Genomic DNA, 17,753 nt, shown 5'->3' with positions numbered 1-17,753 from the left:
AAAAGCGAACCAGGAAGAGGCCCTGTATGAAGTCTGACGGAGAAATCATGGAAATTCTTGCTGCCTACGATCTGACCGGATCGTTGCGCGCCACCGCGGAGCTCACGGGCTGCTCGCACCACACCGTTGCTAAACACGTCACCGCCCGTGACGCGGGCCGGCCGATCGGGGAACCCGCGGCCCGCGGCCGGGTCACCGACGCGTTCCTGCCCAAGATCGAGGAATGGATCGAAGCCTCCAAGGGCCGGATCCGGGCCGACAAGGCCCACGAAAAGCTCCTCGCTCTGGGCTACACCGGTTCGGAACGGTCTACCCGCCGGGCGATCGCGCAGGTCAAAGCCGCGTGGCGGCTGGGCCACACCCGCGTCCACCGGCCGTGGATCACAGAACCGGGGATGTGGTTGCAGTACGACTTCGGCGACGGGCCCCGGATCGGCGGGGTGAAGACCATCCTTTTCGTGGCCTGGCTGGCGTTCTCACGCTTCCGCATCGTGATCCCGCTCAGGGACAGGACCGCGCCGAGCGTGTTCGCGGCCCTGGACCGGTGCTTCCGGATCCTCGGAGGGGCGCCGACCTATGTCCTCACGGACAACGAGAAGACCGTCACCACCGCCCACGTCGCCGGGGTCCCGGTGCGCAACCAGCAGACCCTGGACTTCGCCCGGCACTACGGGGTGACCGTGCTGACCTGCCAACCGGCGGACCCGGCCACCAAAGGCGGAGTCGAAGCGTCCGTGAAACTCGCCAAGGCCGACCTCGTGCCCAAAGACACCAACCTCCGCGATGACTACCGCACCTTCGCCGAGCTCGAGGCCGCCTGCACGGCGTTCATGGACGAGGTCAATCACCGTGAGCACCGGACGACGCGGCGGAAACCCGCGGCCATGCTCGCCGAGGAAGCCCCGCGGCTGCACCGGATCCCGGACACCGCCCACACGGTCGCGTTCGGCCTGGCCCGCGGCGTTCCGGAGAACACCCCAATGGTCACCTTCGAAAACGCCCAGTACTCCGTCCCGGCCCACCTGCTCGGAGCCCGGGTGTTCGTCCGCACCCACGGCACCGGGCCCGGCGAGCAGGTCATCATCGTCCACCACGGCACGACCGGGCCCGTCGAAGTCGCCCGCCACGAACGGGCACGGCCCGGCAGCCCCGCCATCAACGACGAACACTTCCCCGGAACCCGGGCGAAGCTCCCCGGCGACTACGAGGTGAGGGCCCGCAGCGCGGACGAGGCCGCGTTCCTGGCCATCGGCGAAGGCGCCAGAACCTGGCTCGTCGAGGCCGCCGCGGCCGGGACCGCAAGGATGAACGTGAAAATGGCCGAAGCCGTTACGCTGGCCAAAATCGCCGGCACTGATCAGGTCGACCGGGCCCTGGGCGACGCCGCCCTGCACGGCCGGTTCGCGCACCCGGACCTCGCCTCGATCTTGAACGCCAACATCCGCCGCACTACCACCCACGCCGCCAACGAAGCCACCTCCCTCACCCAAGGAACAGGGGCGTGGGCCGCGATCGGCAACCCCGCAACCATCACCACGCCGGAGGAGGCCCGATGAGCCCCGTCACCACGACCAATACCGTGGCTCCGCCGCTACCGGCGGACCTGGAGGCCCTGATGCGGTCCCTGAAAATGCCCCACGCCCGGGCGCTGGCCCCGGACCTGATCGCGACCGCCCGCGCCCAGCGGTGGGAACCGGCCGAGGTCATCAAGGCCCTCTTCACGGAGGAAGCCGCCGGCCGGGCCCGGTCCATGCTCGCTTCCCGCCGCAAAGCAGCCGGGTTCCCGACCGGGAAGACCTTCGAGGCGTGGGACCCTGCAGCGTCCTCCATCCCGGGCCCGACCCAGCAGGCACTGCGGACCCTGGAATGGATCACCCGCAGGGAAAACTTGGTCGTCTGCGGGCCCTCGGGGACGGGGAAGACGTTCTTCCTCGAAGCCCTCGGCCAGCAGGCCGTCGAAGCCGGAATGCGGGTCGCTTGGTTCAGGCTCGAGGACCTCGGCGTCCTCATCCGCGCCCACCGAACCGATGACAGCGTCACCCGGGCCGTTGCCCGGATCCTGCGCGCCGAGCTCGTGGTCATCGATGATATTGGTCTGTTGCCCGTGGCCACGGACGCCGCCGAAGGCCTCTACCGGGTCGTGGACGCAGCCTACGAAAAACGCTCCGTCGCGATCAGCTCCAACCTCCACCCCGCCGGGTTCGATGAGCTCATGCCCAAAACCCTCGCCACCGCCACCGTTGACCGACTGCTGCACCACGCCCACGTCTGCCAGACCAGCGGCGATTCCGTCCGTCTTACCCAGGCCCTCGCCGGAAAAGGAGTGACCCGCTTGAACTGACCAACCCAACGATGGCCGACCCCGCCGAAACGAATCAGTGGGCAGATCTGTTGGCCATAACCGGGCAGTTTTACTGGCCACCAGCGGGCACATCAACTGGCCGCCCATGGGCAGAACGTAATGGCCATTGACACAAGAGCCTGCAGGACTTCACCACGTTCGTGGATCCCGACCACGGACTTGATGAATCCCCAAGCTCGGTTATAGACATGCTGGCCCGTCTTGAGTCTGAAGAACGTGTGGCCAAGTTCATCGCCTTCACCGGGGATCTGAATAAGGCCATGGACCTTGAAATCTATGACGGGCTCGGTCGGTGTGCAGCGACTTTCTGGGAATACGTCCTCATTATGAGGGACTACTGCATAGAGAAGACTGACGGCAACTTCTCTGGGAACCTTTTCGGATACCTCACCAGTGAGCAGACGCTCGGTAGGAAGTGTGATCCGAAACGGTTCGCGCAAACCGAAAGCGAGTCTGTGAAATCGAATTCGGGACTGCTGCACGGTTAGGTGACAGGTTCTAGTCACGCCGCCAGTGCGACGGTCGTGTTCATGATGGTCTCGAACTCGATGGGCGTCAAACGACCCAGGCGTGCCTGACGGCGTCGCCGGTGATAGCTCCGCTCGATCCAGGTGACGATCGCGATGCGCAGCTGCTCGCGAGTGGTCCAGGAGCGGCGGTCGAGGACGTTCTTCTGGAGCAGCGCGAAGAAGCTTTCCATGGCGGCGTTGTCCCCGCTCGATCCGACTCTGCCCATGCTCCCGACCATGCGGTGAAGGGCAAGAGCGCGCAGGAACTTCCTGCTCCGAAATTGACTGCCCCTGTCGCTGTGCACGATGCAGCCGGCGACGTCGCCGCGCATCGCGACAGCATTCTCGAGCGCCTGAACGGCCAGGCGGGACTTCATCCTCGAGTCGATCGAGTACCCCACGATCCGGCCTGAGCACGCGTCCTTGATGGCGCAACAGTAGAGCTTGCCTTCCGCGGTCCGGTGCTCCGTGATGTCCACGAGCCAGAGCTGGTTCGGGGCTTCGGCGGCGAACACGTGCCGGGTCCGGCCGTCCTCGTCGACGACCGCGCACAGGTCGTCGTGGACCGGCGGGCCCGGCTTCTTGCCGTTACGTCCCCGCTTCTTCCCGAACGCGGACCACCAGCCGTTTGCGGAGGCGATCCGCCACGCGGTCCGGTCAGACATCGCCTCACCCGCGTCACGGGCCTCGTCGGCGAGGAGCCGGTGCCCGAACTCGGGGTCATCCTTGTGCGCGTCGAACAGCGCGTTCGCGCGATACGCCTCCACGACCTCGCTATCGGTGATGGGGCCGGCCAGCCATCGGTAGTAGGGCTGGCGGGAGAGCTTGAGCACCCGGCACGTCACCGTCACAGGGATCCCTGCTTCGGCGAGCTCTGTCACGAGCGGGTAGAACCTTTTCCCGGCAGATTCGCCTGCGACAGATACGCCGCCGCCCGCCGGAGGACCTCGTTCTCCTGCTCGAGCAACCGGTTCCGCTTCTTCAGCTCGCGGATCTCCGCCGCCTCGGTCCGGGACTGGCCGGGCTTCGCACCTGCGTCGATGTCGGCGCGACGCAGCCACTTCTGCAACGTCATCGGGTGGACCCCGAAGTCTTTCGCGATTTGCTCGATCGTCACTCCGGGCTCACGGTTCCTCGCGACGCGCACAACGTCGTCACGGAACTCGGACGGGTAGGGCTTGGGCACAGCAACATCCTTCCAGACCCACCCCGCGGGCAAGCCAGATCAGATGTCACCTACTCGTGCAGCAGTCCCTTCGAAGTGGAGAAAAGAGCGACTATTGCCGGTCCCCGATTCCGTTGACCCATCAAAACAGGTGCTTATGCTCGCCCATTTCAAGACATCGGTAAAGGACGGAGTGGCACCGCGCATGTACATTCACGATGACACAACTGGCACGGGAAAGATCTACATCGGCTACATCGGCAAGCACCTAAGCAATACGATGACCAGCTAGAGCACCGTTGCCCACGGGCCACAGATTACCGATTCGGTCCTCCCTTTCCGTCTCAGGCGCTGATTGTCCGGTGCCGCCGAGGGCCTTGACCTGGCGGCACTCCTGGAGCCGGTTTACTAGATCGAAAGCGTCATTGGGGAAGTACTGGAAGATGTCCAGACCCCGTCCGAGGATAATCTTCCACCCCGTGTCGGTTGTTATGGATGGGTCGTGGATGGAGCCGTCGAAACTGTAGTCGAACGTGATCCCGGCGACGGCTGAGTAGTGCCCATTAGCGTGGTGTACGACCGGCCCGCTGGGCGTGGCGTCCTAACGTAAGGCGGCCATCGCGTGATTCTTGGAAAGACCGACCAAAGTCTCTTCTCAAGGAGTTTCCACGCGATGACCGCACCCCATGTTATCGATCCTGCCCGCTTCCTGTCCGAGCAGCTCGCCCAGGCCTCCCCGGACCTGATGCGCCAGATGCTGAGCACGTTCATCAACGCGCTGATGAGCGCCGAGGCCGACGCGGTCTGCGGCGCCGAGTACGGGGCCCGGTCCGAGGACCGGACCAACTCCCGCAACGGCTACCGGGCCCGCCCGTTCGACACCCGCGCCGGCACGCTGGAGGCCGCGGTCCCGAAGCTGCGCTCCGGCTCGTACTTCCCGGACTGGCTCCTCGAGCGCCGGCGCCGCGCCGAGGCCGCGCTGACCACGGTCGTGGCCACCAGCTACCTGCTCGGGGTCTCCACCCGCCGGATGGAGAAGCTCGTCGAAACCCTCGGGATCACCCGGCTCTCGAAGTCCCAGGTCTCGCTCATGGCCCAGGACCTGGACGCGCAGGTCGAGGCGTTCCGCACCCGCCCGCTGGACGCCGGCCCCTACGCGTTCGTCGCCGCCGACGCCCTGGTGCTCAAGGTCCGCGAGGGCGGCCGGGTCGTGAACGTCCACGCGCTGGTCGCCACCGGCGTCAACGCCGACGGGTACCGCGAGGCCCTGGGGATCCAGGCCTCCTCCGCGGAGGACGGCGCCGGCTGGCTCGGGTTCTTCCGCGACCTGGCCGCGCGCGGGCTCACCGGGGTGAGGCTGGTGACCTCCGACGCCCACGCCGGGCTCGTGGCCGCGATCGGCGCGACCCTGCCCGGCGCCGCCTGGCAGCGCTGCCGGACGCACTACGCGGCGAATCTGATGTCGGCCACGCCCAAGGCGTCCTGGCCGTGGGTCAAGACGCTGCTGCACTCGGTCTACGACCAGCCCGACGCCGCCGGCGTGCACGCCCAGTTCGACCGGGTCCTGGACGCGCTGGCCGAGAAGCTGCCGAAGACCGCCGACCACCTCGAGGCCGCCCGCGAGGACATCCTCGCGTTCACCGCGTTCCCCAAGGGGCTCTGGCGCCAGGTCTGGTCCAACAACCCGCAGGAACGCCTGAACCGGGAGATCCGCCGCCGCACCGATGTCGTCGGGATCTTCCCCGACCGCGACGCCCTGATCCGCCTCGTCGGCGCCGTGCTGGCCGAGCAGCACGACGAGTGGACCGAATCCCGCCGCTACCTCGGCCTCGACCTCATCCAGCAATCACTCGCCGTCGGGGCCACGCCCGACACCGACACCGACCCGAAGGAGGACACCGGCACCGACCTGGCGCTCAGCGCCTAACCAACCCAAGAATCAGGCTGCACCCGCGTTACACCACGCAAATGGACTTGACCCTCGACCTACCGCTCGGACGAGAGCGCGTGGCGAGTCCATGTGAAGCCGCAGTGGGGCACCCGCGCCGTCGGCAGCATTCGGCACACTGAGGTCGCGACCTGGGTCGCGGAGCTCAGCAAGGAGAAGTCCGCAACGACCGTCAAGCGGGTGCACGGCGTGCTCGCCGCGATCCTCGACAGCGCAGTGCGCGACCGGCGGATCCCGTCGAATCCAGCTCGTGACGTGAGGACGCCGAGGAAGGTCAGGAAGCCCCGGGCCTACTTAACGCTCGAGCAGGTCGAGCGGCTTGCTGAAGCGTCCAAGTACCCCGGGCTGATCAGGTTTCTGGCGTTCACGGGTCTGAGGTGGGGAGAGGCTACCGGCCTGACGGTCAAGCGGGTGGACACGGCCCGTCGACGGGTCGAGATCGTGGAGAACGCGGTCATGGTCGGCGGACAGGTGAAGGTCGGCACTCCGAAGACCCACCACCGGCGCTCGGTACCGTATCCGGACTTCCTGGACGACACGGTGGCCGCGGCGTGCGCAGGTAAGGATCGAGACGCGTTGCTCTTCCCTTCTGAGCTCGGCGGTTTCCTGCGGCCGGGCAACGGGAAGGGCGGGTGGTTCCGGGGAGCCGTAAAGCGGGCGCAGGCCAGCGAAGCGCACTTCCCGCACGTCACTCCGCACGACCTTCGCCACACGACGGCGTCGCTTGCGATCAGCAGTGGCGCTAACGTCAAGGCCGTGCAACGGATGCTCGGGCACGCCAGTGCAGCCATGACCTTGGACGTGTACGCAGACCTCTTCGACGACGATCTGGACACCGTCGCGGAGGCGCTGAGCAAGATGCGTGCGGAGCACCTGATCCGACAAGGATCTGACAATGGTTCACCTGCGAATAGGGGTGATCAGGTGTGAGCAAGCCGCAGGCGATGGCAGCAATTTTGGCTCTGTGACAGGGAAGACGATCGGTGACGGGGGCACCGGAACGCGTGACTACTGGTTCAAATCCCACCGTCACCGCCACCTGAAAGGCGCTTGCTTCGTTGACAACACAGCAAAGCAAGCGCCTTTCGCTTCTCCGGTTCACGCCTTTCGGCAATCCAAGGGAGTTCCGCGGTTGGCCTGATCCCCATCGAGGTGCTCATCGTGGAGGGGCGGGCTGCCGCACTCGGTCGATGCCGTCCCTTGGGCCTTGGCGAACGCCGCACCCGGCAGGCCCATCATCGCGCTGAAGTCAAGCAGCCGCTAGAGGCTCTGGCGGCGCACCCGGCGCACCGTGTGGAACGCCCTGTGGGCCAAGACCACGACGGCGGCCCAGGCCAGCCCCAGCGCCCAGGCCGCGACGACGTCGGTGAACCAGTGGTGCCCCAGGAAAACGCGGCTGCTGCCGATGCCGACGACGAACAGGAGGCCCAGCGTCAGGACCACGATCCGGGCCGTCCGGCTGCGCAGCTCGATCCAGCACAGGTAGACGATCACCGCGACGATGGCCGTGGCGTTGAGCGTGTGCCCGCTGGGAAAGGACGCGGAGGACTCGTACGGAGGCACGGCGTCGGCGAGCGCCGGCCGGGCCCGCCCGATCAGTTCCTTGCCGACGACCGTCATCAAGAGCGATCCGGCCGCCGTGGCCGCGACCAGGATGAGCGGACGCCAGCTCCGGCCCATCCACGTCAGCACGCCGATCGCGGCGAGCGCGACGACCGGCATGCCCACGGTCCCGCCGACGTCGGTGAAGGCGGTGACTCCGGCGTCCAGCCCCGGCGAGCGAAGGGTGATCATCCAGTCCAGGAGCGGTTGGTCGACCCCGGCCAGGCCGTCGGCCTCGACCACGGACTCGTAGATCTCGGCCGCGAGCGCCGTGAGGGCCGTGACGGCCGCCGCACCCAGGACCAGGACGAGCCACAGGGCGCCGTACGGTCCGGCCACCCGGGCGACGACGGACGCCGCCTTGTCCCCCGGGTCCGCCTGATGCGCTGGCTGGGTCATCTTCCTGCCGTCCTTCCACGTGTTCCGGTCCGGCCCTCGGCCGGCTGCCGCGGCCGGGTCCGCCCTGCCGTTCGTAGCTGAAAGACTAGTGCCATGGCATTGCGGATCCTGGCAGTAGGCAAGAAGCACGAATCGTGGGTCGCCGAGGGCATCGAGCGCTACGGCAAGAGGATGAAGAAGCCCTTCGACCTCTCCTGGCAGCTGTTGCCGCACTCCGCCCGGGAGGGCGATGCCGCCCGCGCCGAGGAGTCGTCCCGCATCCTGTCCAAGGTGTCCCCGTCCGACTACCTCGTCCTCCTGGACGAACGCGGGAAGAACATCGACTCCCCCGCGCTCGCGGCCGCCCTGCAGCGTCCGCTCGACACGGCCCGGCCCGTCACGCTCGTCATCGGCGGGGCCTACGGCGTCGACGCCGAGGTGCACCGGCGGGCGGACTTCGTCTGGAGCCTGTCCAAGCTCGTCTTCCCGCACCAGCTGGTCCGCCTGGTCCTGGCGGAGCAGCTCTACCGGGCCCAGGAGATCGCCGGTGGCCGGCCCTACCACCACGAATAACCGGTTGCCTGCAGACACCAATTCCGCCCGGGTGTAGCGTCGGGAAAGCAGGCACCGCCTGCCCACGACCGAGGAGGGATACCGTGAAAAACCGAACCCCGATCCTGCTGGCTGCGGCCCTGCTGGCGCCGCTCGCACTGTCCGCGTGCGGAGCGCCGCAACAGGCCACCGAATCCACCCTCAGCCCCGGCTCACCGCAGGCCACCTCGACCCAGGAGGCACCGGCGTCGTCCTCGGGGCCCGCCGGCGCCGCCCCGACGGGCGCGGGCACGGCGACCCCCGGCACGGCCCCGGCGGGCCTGCCGTGCAGCGCGGACGACGCCGAGATCGTCGTCGAGGATGTCGAGGGCGGCGCCGACGCGCAGGCCGTGACGCGCCGGCTCGTCGTGACCAACGAAGGGGACGAGTGCACGCTCGCCGGCTTCCCCGTCATCACCTACCAGGCCGCCGAGGGCGAGACCCTCGGTGCGCCGGCGGCCCACGTGGGCGAGCCGGCGCCGGAGATCACGCTCGGCACCGGCGAGAGCGCCGCGGCCGTGCTGCGCGAGAAGCAGGCCGGGAAGTTCGACCCGGAGGACTGCCGGCCCGTCGACGCCCCGCTCCTGGCCGTGGCCCTGTCCGACGGCGGCGCGACATCCTACCTGAAGCGCGACGCGACGGCGTGCTCCTCGGCGACCGTGGTGCTGCTGGAGGCGGGCCCGTACGAGAAGTAGCCGCGGCTCACAGGCCGGTGCGACCCCTCGCCTCGGCCTCGCGCGCAATGTCGGCGAGGTCCTGCTCGAGCATCTTGCGCGTGCCCTTGACGGCGAGCGGGCCCATCAGCCGGCCGATGAAGCGCGCCACCGCGCCCTGGCCCACGGGGTCGCCGCCGAAGACGAGCTCCAGCCGCGTGCCCCCGGGCTCGGGCGTCAGGGTGAACGTGGAGTCGTAGCGCACGCCGCGGGACTCGGCGCGCACGACGGTGCGGCGCGGCTCCTCGACCTCGTCCACCCACATCTCCTCCGTCGCGCTGCGGCCCATGACCTTGCGCGTCTCGCGCCACCGCACGCCCGGTGCGTAGCCCGTGCCCTCGACGCGTTCGACGGCCTCGATGCCGCCGAAGGTCTGCGCCGCGTGGTCCAGGTCCGTCACCACGTCCCACACCACGCGCGGGTCGGCGGCGACCAGCCGCTCGACGCGAATCTCGATCCTGTCCATGGGCCGTCCCTTCTGCGGTTGCCGGCGCCGCGCGGGCCGGTTCCGCCAGTGTAGGGCGCGGCACCGACGCTTGGGTACGGGGACGGTACGACGCCGGACGGCGGCCTCCCGGGGCGGCGCCGCCCGGGCACGGCGGGGCTCCCGGGACGACCCGGAGCGGCGGGCCCGCCGAAGCGTCGGTGGCGCGGCGTAGGCTGATCCCGATGGAACCCCAGGCCCCCACGACATCGGTGATGGACCGGTTCACGCCCGCCACGCGGGAGTGGTTCACCGGGGCCTTCAACGCGCCCACCGCGGCCCAGCTCGGCTCGTGGCAGGCCGTGTCCTCCGGCGCGAACGCCCTCGTCATCGCACCGACGGGCTCCGGCAAGACGCTCTCGGCGTTCCTCTGGGCCCTCGACTCGTTCATCCGGGCCGCCGACGCGCCGCGGCAGGCCGAGCTGGACCTCGACGGCGTCACCGGCACCCCCGCGCGGCACGCCCGGCGCACCACACGCGTCCTCTACATCTCCCCGCTCAAGGCACTCGGGGTCGACGTCGAACGCAACCTGCGCAGCCCGCTCATCGGCATCACCCAGATTGCGGGCCGGCTCGGCCTCCCCGCCCCGGAGATCACGGTCGGCGTGCGCTCCGGCGACACCCCGGCGTCGGAGCGGCGCAAGCTGCTCTCCCACCCGCCGGACATCCTCATCACGACCCCCGAGTCCCTGTTCCTCATGCTGACCTCGCGCGCGCGGGCGACCCTGGCCGGCGTCGACACCGTCATCGTCGACGAGGTCCACGCCGTCGCGGGCACCAAGCGCGGCGCGCACCTGGCCGTCTCCCTCGAACGACTCGACGCCCTGCTGGCGCGCCCGGCCCAGCGGATCGGCCTCTCCGCCACGGTCGAGCCCCGCGGGGAGGTCGCCCGCTTCCTCGGGGGCGCGCGGCCCGTCGAGGTCGTCGCCCCGGAATCGGCCAAGACGTGGGAGCTCACCGTCACGGTGCCCGTGGAGGACATGACCGACCTGCCCGCGGCCGCGGCCGCGCACGACCTCGGGCCCGCGTCCGGCCTGCAGCCCCAGGCCAGCATCTGGCCCCACGTCGAGGAGAAGATCGTCGACCTGGTGCTCTCCCGCCGCTCGACCATCGTCTTCGCGAACTCCCGCCGGCTCGCCGAGCGCCTGACCGGGCGGCTCAACGAGATCCACTCCCTCCGCTTGGCCGCCGCCGAGGGGACGGATCCCTGGGGCGTCGACGGCACCGGCGACGTCTGGGCCGAGGGCGGCACCGGGGCCGGTCCCGGGCAGGGATCCCGTGGATCGGCGCCCGGAACCGGGCCCGGCGGCCCGCCCGGGCGGATGCCGGCCGAGATCATGGCCCAGGCCGGGACGGTCGCCGGGGCCGAGCCGCTCCTGGCGCGGGCCCACCACGGATCGGTGTCCAAGGACCAGCGCGCGCAGATCGAGGACGACCTCAAGTCGGGCCGGCTGCGCTGCGTCGTCGCGACGTCCTCGCTCGAGCTCGGGATCGACATGGGGCTCGTGGACCTCGTGATCCAGGTCGAGTCGCCGACGTCCGTGGCCTCCGGCCTGCAGCGCGTGGGACGCGCCGGCCACCAGGTCGGCGAGACCTCCCACGGCGTCTTCTTCCCCAAGCACCGCGGGGACCTGGTCAACACCGCCGTCGCCGTGGAGCGCATGCTCGCCGGCGGGATCGAACCCCTGCGCGTCCCGGCGAACCCCCTGGACATCCTCGCGCAGCAGACGGTCGCGGCCACGGCGCTCGGCGCGGTCGACGCGGAGGAGTGGTTCGACGTCGTCCGCCGCTCGGCGCCCTTCGCCGCCCTGCCGCGTTCCGCGTTCCACGCCGTGCTGGACCTGCTCGCCGGCAAGTACCCGTCGGACGAGTTCGCGGAACTGCGCCCGCGGATCATCTGGGACCGCGACGCCGGCACGATCACCGGCCGTCCCGGCGCCCAGCGGCTCGCCGTGACCTCGGGGGGGACCATCCCGGACCGCGGCCTGTTCGGCGTGTTCCTCGCCGGGAGCGAGGACACCGTCAAGGGCGGCCGGCGCGTGGGCGAGCTCGACGAGGAGATGGTCTACGAGTCCCGCGTGGGCGACGTCTTCGCGCTCGGGGCCACGAGCTGGCGGATCGAGGACATCACGCACGACAAGGTGATCGTCACCCCGGCCTTCGGGCAGCCGGGCAAGCTGCCGTTCTGGAGCGGCGACGCGCTCGGCCGGCCCGTGGAGCTCGGCTACGCCCTCGGCGCCTTCCGCCGGGAGCTGGCCGCGGCAGGCGACGACGAGGCGGCCCGGCGCCTCGACGCGATCGGCCTCGACGGCTGGGCGGCCGCGAACGTGCGGAACTACCTGCGTGCCCAGCGCGAGGCCACCGGCGTCGTCCCGAGCGACAGCTCGCTCGTCGTGGAGCGCTTCCAGGACGAGCTCGGCGACTGGCGCGTGGTCCTGCACTCCCCCTTCGGCCTGCCCGTGCACGCCCCGTGGGCCCTGGCCGTCGGGGCGCGCCTGCACGAACGCTACGGGCTGGACGGTTCGGCGATGGCCGCCGACGACGGGATCGTCCTGCGCGTGCCGATGATGGAGGACGAGCCGCCGGGCGCCGAGCTGTTCCTCTTCGAGGAGGACGAGCTCGAGTCGATCGTCACGGCCGAGGTCGGCGGTTCCGCGCTCTTCGCCTCCCGGTTCCGCGAGTGCGCCGCGCGCGCCCTGCTGCTGCCCCGCCAGAATCCGGCCAAGCGCACCCCGCTCTGGCAGCAGCGGCAGCGATCGGCCCAGCTGCTCGACGTCGCCCGGAAGTACCCGACGTTCCCGATCATCCTCGAGACGGTCCGCGAATGCCTGCAGGACGTCTACGACCTGCCCGCCCTGCGCTCCATCGCCGCCGCCGTGGCCCGCCGCGAGATCACGGTCGTGGAGACCACCACCAGGGCGCCGAGCCCGTTCTCCCAGTCCCTGCTGTTCGGCTATGTCGCCCAGTTCCTCTACGAAGGCGACTCACCACTGGCCGAACGCCGGGCGGCCGCCCTGTCCCTGGACCCCGGACTGCTCAACGAGCTGCTGGGCCGTGCAGAGTTGCGCGAGCTGCTGGACCCGCAGGTCATCGAGCGCACCGAGGCCGAGCTGCAGCGCCTCGCCGAGGGCTACCGGCTCAAGGGGCTCGAGGGGACGGCCGACCTGCTGCGCCTGCTCGGTCCGCTCGACGAGGCCGAACTCGCCGCGCGCCTCGAGCCCGCCGACGGCCCTTCCGGCCCATCCGGCGAAACCGCGGGCCATGGACCGATCGCCGTCCATCGGACGCAGATCGGTCGAGAAGCCGCAGTTGGGCCGGAGGAGCCCGCCGCGGCCGGGCGCCACACGGAGGAGACCGCCGCGGCCGCGCGCCACGTGGGGGATCTCGTCCGCGCCAACCGGGCGCTGCGCCTGAACCTCGCCGGCCGGCCCGTCGTCGCCGCGATCGAGGACGCGGCCCGGCTGCGCGACGCGATCGGCGTGCCCTTGCCGATCGGCGTCCCGCTCGCGTTCGTCGAGCCGGTCGCGGATCCGCTCGGGGACCTCGTGGGCCGCTACGCGCGCACCCACGGGCCGTTCACGGCGGCGGAGGCGGCGGCCCGGCTGGGCCTCGGTGGCGCCGTCGTGCTGGCCGTCTTGAAGCGCCTGGCCGGGGAGGGCCGCGTCGTCGAGGGCGAGTTCCGGCCCACGGCGCAGGCCCACGACGGCAGCGGGGAGGCCGGCGCCGAATGGTGCGACGCCGAGGTCCTGCGCCGGATCCGCCGGCGCTCGCTGGCCGCGCTCCGCGCCGACGTGGAACCCGTGGACGCGGCCGCCTATGGCCGCTTCCTGCCCGAGTGGCAGTCCGTCGGCGCGCGCCTGCGCGGGCTCGACGGCGTCGCCACGGTGATCGACCAGCTCTCCGGCGTCCCCGTCCCGGCGAGCGCCTGGGAGGGGTTCGTGTTGCCCGCGCGCGTGGAGGACTACCGGCCCGGCATGCTCGACGAGCTCATGGCCACCGGCGAGGTGCTGTGGTCCGGGGCCGGTGCCCTCGCGGGCAACGACGGCTGGATCAGCCTCCACCTCGCGGAGAACGCCCCGCTGACGCTCGAGCCGGATCCGTCGTTCGAGCCGGGCGCGCTGCACCGCCGGATCCTGGCCGCGCTCGACCCCGGGGGCACGGGCCTCGGAGGGGCCTACTTCTTCGGGCAGCTCGCTTCCCTCGTCGAAGCGCAGGGACGGGACGACGTCGCGGCCCGGCTGCCGGGAGACGCTCGGGGACGGGACGACGCCGCAGCCCGGCTGCCGGGCGACGCTCAGCCCGGGCGCCCGGGGGCGGAGGGACGCCCTCCCGTGGACGGCGCCACGGCGGCAGGGCCCTCCGCGGGGGCGCCGGTGCCCCAGGAGGAGCTGCTTGCGGCCCTCTGGGACCTGGTCTGGGCAGGCCGGGTCGGGAACGACACCTTCGCCCCCGTCCGCGGCATGCTGGGCGGCGGGAAGACGGCGCACCGGCAACGGGCTCAGACCCCACGGGCCCGCACGCGGTTGCCGGGACGCTACGCCGGCCTCGGGAGGCCGCAGCGCGGAGCCGCGTCGGGCGCCTCCGGATCCCGCGGTCCGAACCCCGGCCCCGGTGTCGGGAGTGACCTCGAGGGCGGTGCCGGCGCCCCCGGCGGGACGCCGCTGCGCGGCGGGCTCCGCCCGGATGCGTCCGGGCGGCTCGAGGCGAGCCACGACGCCGGACGCCTCCCGTCCCATGCTGCCGGACGATGGTCGCTGCTGCCGGCCCCGGAAGCGGACCCCACGGTGCGCGCCCACGCCCTCGCGGAGTACCTCCTGGACCGCTACGGGGTCGTGACCCGGGGCTCGGTCGCCGTCGAGGACGTCCCCGGCGGCTTCGGCCTGGTCTACAAGGTCCTCGCGCGGCTCGAGGAGGCGGGGCGGGCACGCCGCGGCTACTTCATCGAGCGGCTCGGCGCCGCCCAGTTCTCCACCCCGGCCACCGTGGACCGGCTGCGCGGGCATGTGCGCGACTCCGAGCTCGACGCCGTGCACCGCGCCGACGCGGGCACCCCGGCCCTCGCGCTCGCCGCCACCGACCCGGCCAACCCCTACGGCGCCGCCCTGCCCTGGCCCGCCGCCGACGGCCCGTCCGGCAGTCCCGGCGCCACGGGGCACCGGCCCGGGCGCAAGGCGGGCGCCGTCGTCGTCCTCGTCGACGGCGCCCTGGCCCTCTACGTGGAGCGCGGCGGCAAGACCCTGCTCTGCTACGAGCAGGACCCGGCCCGGCTGGACGCCGTGGCGCGCGCCCTCGTCGCCGCGTTGCGGCGGGCGGGCGTGGACAAGATGGCGGTGGAGAAGGTCAACGGGCAGCCGGTTCCGGACACGCCGCTCGCCGCGGCCCTCCTCGCCGCCGGCTTCTACTCCTCCCCCCACGGGGTCCGATTCCGCCCATGACCTGCGCGGAAACCGCAGGCGCGGAGCACGCCCCGCGGACCGCTACCAAAACGTAACCACCCACACGGGCGCAGGACATGACAAGCTAGGAGCACAGGAAGCAGAGGACAAGGATGTGACCGGCATTGCCTGAGGGAGACAGTGTTTACCGCGCCGCGCGGATGCTCGACGCGGCCCTGACCGGCAGGGTCCTGGAATCCAGCGACTTCCGCGTCCCGCGCTACGCCACCTTGAACCTGGCGGGGGCCCTCGTGGGATCCGTGGTGTCCCGGGGCAAGCACCTGCTGATCCGGGCGGCCGACCTGAGCATCCATTCCCACCTGATGATGGACGGGCACTGGGACGTCTACGCCCCCGGCGAGCGCTGGCGGGCACCCGCCTTCAAGGCCCGCTGCATCCTGAAGAACGAGGCCTTCCAGGCCGTCGGGTTCGAGCTCGGCTTCCTGCGCGTTATCCGGACGGCCGACGAGCCCGAGGCGGTCGGGCACCTGGGGCCGGACCCGCTCGGCCATTCCTGGGACCCCGCCGAGGCCGAGCGGCGGCTCCTGCTGGACCCGGAACGGCCGATCGGCCTGTCCATCCTGGACCAGCGGCTCGTCGCCGGGATCGGGAACATCTACCGCTGCGAGCTCCTCTTCCTCCTGCAGGCCAACCCGCGCACGCCGGCCGGCGAGCTGCCGGACATGGCCCGGCTCGTGGAACTCGCCCACCAGCTCCTGCACACCAACAAGGACCGGGCCCGCCGCGTCACGACGCCGGGAAGCATCCGGGATCCGTACTGGGTCTACGGCCGCGGCGGCAAGCCGTGCCACCGCTGCGGCACGCCGATCGTCCACGAGAAGATCGCCGATCCGGTGAACGTCCACGGCCAGTCCGTGCCCGCCGGTGCCGGGCAGGGCCCGCGCGCGGCCGAGAACCTCGCCGAGCTCGCCGCCGCGGCGGCCGCGGCGAGCGCCTCCCGCGCGGCGCAGCAGGCCGAGCGCGACCTCTACTACTGTCCGCACTGCCAGCCGCTGCAGCACCCGGCCGCGTAGGCAGCCGCCGCGGAGACGGGGAACCGCCGGCCCGGCCCGACGGCCGCCGCCCATTTACGCGCGTCGTCCACCCCAGTAGCGTGGCCAACACCAGGCCGGGCGCCCCCGCCGGGCCGCTGCCAGCGGAGGTCACCATGTCCAACCACGTCTACAGCGTCTCCGAGATCGTCGGCACGTCCCCGGACGGCGTCGAGTCCGCGGTCCGCAACGCCGTCGCGCAGGCCTCGCGGACCCTGCGCCACCTCGACTGGTTCGAGGTCACAGAGATCCGCGGGCACCTCAAGGACGGCGAGGTCGCGGACTGGCAGGTCGGAATCAAGCTCGGCTTCCGCATCGAGGAGTAGCCGTGCGGGAGCCCTCCGCCCGCACTCCGCCCGCCGCCCGGCCCGCACGGCGCCCGCCGGGGAACCCCGGAAGCGCCGGCGCCACCCGTGCCGCGGGTCGGCTAGCGTGGGGGGATGGCCATGAAGTCCCCACTCCCCGTGCGCGACGGCGTCAACGCGACCCGCCTGCGGCTGCCCCGCGAGGGCTGGGATACCGTCATGGACTACGTGTTGCACCGCTTCGGCCACGTGGACCCGGACGGGATCGCGCGGCGCTTCGCCGAGGGCGAGGTCGTCGGGCTCGGCGGGGAGCCGATCACGCCCCGCACGCCGCTCGGGCGCCACGAGTTCCTCTGGTACTACCGGGACCTGCCCGGCGAGGAGCCGATCCCGGTCACCGAGACGGTGCTGCACCAGGACGATCACCTGCTCGTCGTGGACAAGCCCCACTTCCTGCCGACCACGCCGGGCGGCCGGTTCGTCCAGGAATCCGCGCTGGTCCGGCTGCGGAACCGGCTCGGGCTGCCCGAGCTGGTCCCGATGCACCGCCTCGACCGGGCGACCGCCGGCGTCATCCTCTTCTCCACGAATCCGGCCACGCGCGGCGCCTACCAGACGCTCTTCGAGCGCCGGCAGATCCACAAGGAGTACGAGGCCGTCAGCGCCCTACCCGGCCCCGGCGCCCCGCCACCGCCCGCATGGCCCGGCAGCGTCGTCCTCCCCCGCGACCCGCACGACGCCGCCGCCGTCCCCGGCCTGCCGGCCCACCTCCGCTTTCCCCTCGTCTACCGCAACCGCATGACCAAGGTGAAGGGCACCCTGCGGGCCATCGTGGAGGACGGTGAGGCCAACGCCGAGACGCTCGTGGAGCCGCTGCGCACCGGCGTGAGCCGCGGCACCCACGCGGGCACCGGCGTCGTGCACTTCCGCCTGCGCCCGCACACGGGCAAGACCCACCAGCTCCGGGTCCACTTGGCCGCCCTCGGCCTCGGGATCCTCAACGACCCCTTCTATCCCGTGCTCCTGGACCAGGCGCCCGACGACCACGAGCGGCCCCTGCAGCTCCTGGCCCGTTCGATCGCCTTCACGGATCCGCTCACGGGGCGTCCCGCGCGCTTCGCGTCGCGGCTGCGGCTGCGGGAAAGCCCGCTCTAGGCAGCCCGCCAGGGTGCGCCTCCCCCGACCCGGCGCCTGCATTGGGTAGGCTGG

General features: G+C 71.3%; 15 protein-coding genes. 11 read left to right on the top strand and 4 right to left on the bottom strand.

Annotated elements, in window-relative coordinates:
- Positions 1-26: 26 nt before the first annotated feature.
- The 3 genes from istA to AC0QR5_RS15520 all read left to right on the top strand — a co-directional run bounded on the left by istA (position 27) and on the right by AC0QR5_RS15520 (position 2,850).
- A complete protein-coding gene (gene istA / locus AC0QR5_RS15530; protein ID WP_237428196.1) occupies positions 27-1,556 on the top strand; it encodes an IS21 family transposase in 1,530 nt (509 codons plus the stop codon).
- Positions 1,553-2,341: an IS21-like element helper ATPase IstB gene (gene istB / locus AC0QR5_RS15525; protein WP_237428195.1), complete on the top strand. Its 789-nt coding sequence runs from the start codon at positions 1,553-1,555 to the stop codon at positions 2,339-2,341. Before istA ends, istB begins: the two co-directional genes overlap by 4 nt.
- Before the next feature lie 161 nt (positions 2,342-2,502).
- Complete coding sequence (locus AC0QR5_RS15520; protein ID WP_329864329.1) at positions 2,503-2,850, top strand: hypothetical protein; 348 nt, start codon at positions 2,503-2,505, stop codon at positions 2,848-2,850.
- 14 nt (positions 2,851-2,864) lie between these two features.
- On the opposite strand, the gene AC0QR5_RS15515 is transcribed toward AC0QR5_RS15520, so the two are convergent.
- Both AC0QR5_RS15515 and AC0QR5_RS15510 read right to left on the bottom strand, forming a co-directional pair.
- Positions 2,865-4,057, bottom strand: a protein-coding gene (locus AC0QR5_RS15515) for an IS3 family transposase (RefSeq protein WP_475372474.1) whose coding sequence is annotated in 2 segments (ribosomal slippage) — positions 2,865-3,770 and positions 3,773-4,057 — 1,191 coding nt in all. Because the reading frame shifts where the segments join, the coding sequence is not laid out codon by codon here.
- Between the two features lie 247 nt (positions 4,058-4,304).
- A complete protein-coding gene (locus AC0QR5_RS15510; protein WP_475372536.1) occupies positions 4,305-4,529 on the bottom strand; it encodes an MIT C-terminal domain-containing protein in 225 nt (74 codons plus the stop codon).
- Between the two features lie 180 nt (positions 4,530-4,709).
- On the opposite strand from AC0QR5_RS15510, the gene AC0QR5_RS15505 reads away from it, so the two are divergent.
- Positions 4,710-5,963, top strand: a complete 1,254-nt coding sequence (locus tag AC0QR5_RS15505) for an IS256 family transposase (protein WP_475372479.1) — start codon at positions 4,710-4,712, stop codon at positions 5,961-5,963.
- A gap of 93 nt (positions 5,964-6,056) precedes the next feature.
- A complete protein-coding gene (locus AC0QR5_RS15500; protein ID WP_329863908.1) occupies positions 6,057-6,914 on the top strand; it encodes a tyrosine-type recombinase/integrase in 858 nt (285 codons plus the stop codon).
- A gap of 330 nt (positions 6,915-7,244) precedes the next feature.
- Here AC0QR5_RS15500 and AC0QR5_RS15495 read toward each other — a convergent pair whose 3' ends face one another.
- Positions 7,245-7,985, bottom strand: coding sequence for a phosphatase PAP2 family protein (locus tag AC0QR5_RS15495; protein WP_329863906.1), 741 nt, complete (start codon positions 7,983-7,985; stop codon positions 7,245-7,247).
- A gap of 93 nt (positions 7,986-8,078) precedes the next feature.
- Between AC0QR5_RS15495 and rlmH the strand changes: the two genes are divergently transcribed.
- Complete coding sequence (gene rlmH, locus AC0QR5_RS15490; protein WP_329863904.1) at positions 8,079-8,537, top strand: 23S rRNA (pseudouridine(1915)-N(3))-methyltransferase RlmH; 459 nt, start codon at positions 8,079-8,081, stop codon at positions 8,535-8,537.
- 83 nt (positions 8,538-8,620) lie between these two features.
- Positions 8,621-9,250, top strand: a complete 630-nt coding sequence (locus AC0QR5_RS15485) for a DUF4232 domain-containing protein (RefSeq protein WP_329863902.1) — start codon at positions 8,621-8,623, stop codon at positions 9,248-9,250.
- Positions 9,251-9,257: 7 nt separating this feature from the next.
- Here AC0QR5_RS15485 and AC0QR5_RS15480 read toward each other — a convergent pair whose 3' ends face one another.
- A complete protein-coding gene (locus tag AC0QR5_RS15480) occupies positions 9,258-9,734 on the bottom strand; it encodes an SRPBCC family protein (RefSeq protein WP_329863899.1) in 477 nt (158 codons plus the stop codon).
- Between the two features lie 203 nt (positions 9,735-9,937).
- Between AC0QR5_RS15480 and AC0QR5_RS15475 the strand changes: the two genes are divergently transcribed.
- The 4 genes from AC0QR5_RS15475 (at position 9,938) to AC0QR5_RS15460 (ending at position 17,699) form a co-directional block, all read left to right on the top strand.
- Complete coding sequence (locus AC0QR5_RS15475) at positions 9,938-15,187, top strand: Lhr family ATP-dependent helicase (protein WP_329863898.1); 5,250 nt, start codon at positions 9,938-9,940, stop codon at positions 15,185-15,187.
- A 125-nt stretch (positions 15,188-15,312) separates the two neighbouring features.
- On the top strand, positions 15,313-16,221 hold the full coding sequence (locus tag AC0QR5_RS15470; protein ID WP_329863896.1) for a DNA-formamidopyrimidine glycosylase family protein: 909 nt from the start codon (positions 15,313-15,315) through the stop codon (positions 16,219-16,221).
- A gap of 134 nt (positions 16,222-16,355) precedes the next feature.
- The gene (locus AC0QR5_RS15465) at positions 16,356-16,565 is read left to right on the top strand and encodes a dodecin (RefSeq protein ID WP_329863912.1); all 210 of its coding nucleotides are present in this window, start codon (positions 16,356-16,358) and stop codon (positions 16,563-16,565) included.
- A 120-nt stretch (positions 16,566-16,685) separates the two neighbouring features.
- Positions 16,686-17,699, top strand: coding sequence for a pseudouridine synthase (locus AC0QR5_RS15460; protein WP_329863894.1), 1,014 nt, complete (start codon positions 16,686-16,688; stop codon positions 17,697-17,699).
- Positions 17,700-17,753 lie beyond the last annotated feature (54 nt).

It is taken from the genome of Arthrobacter sp. J156, from assembly GCF_056172865.1.
This window is presented reverse-complemented; position numbering and strand designations above follow the sequence as displayed.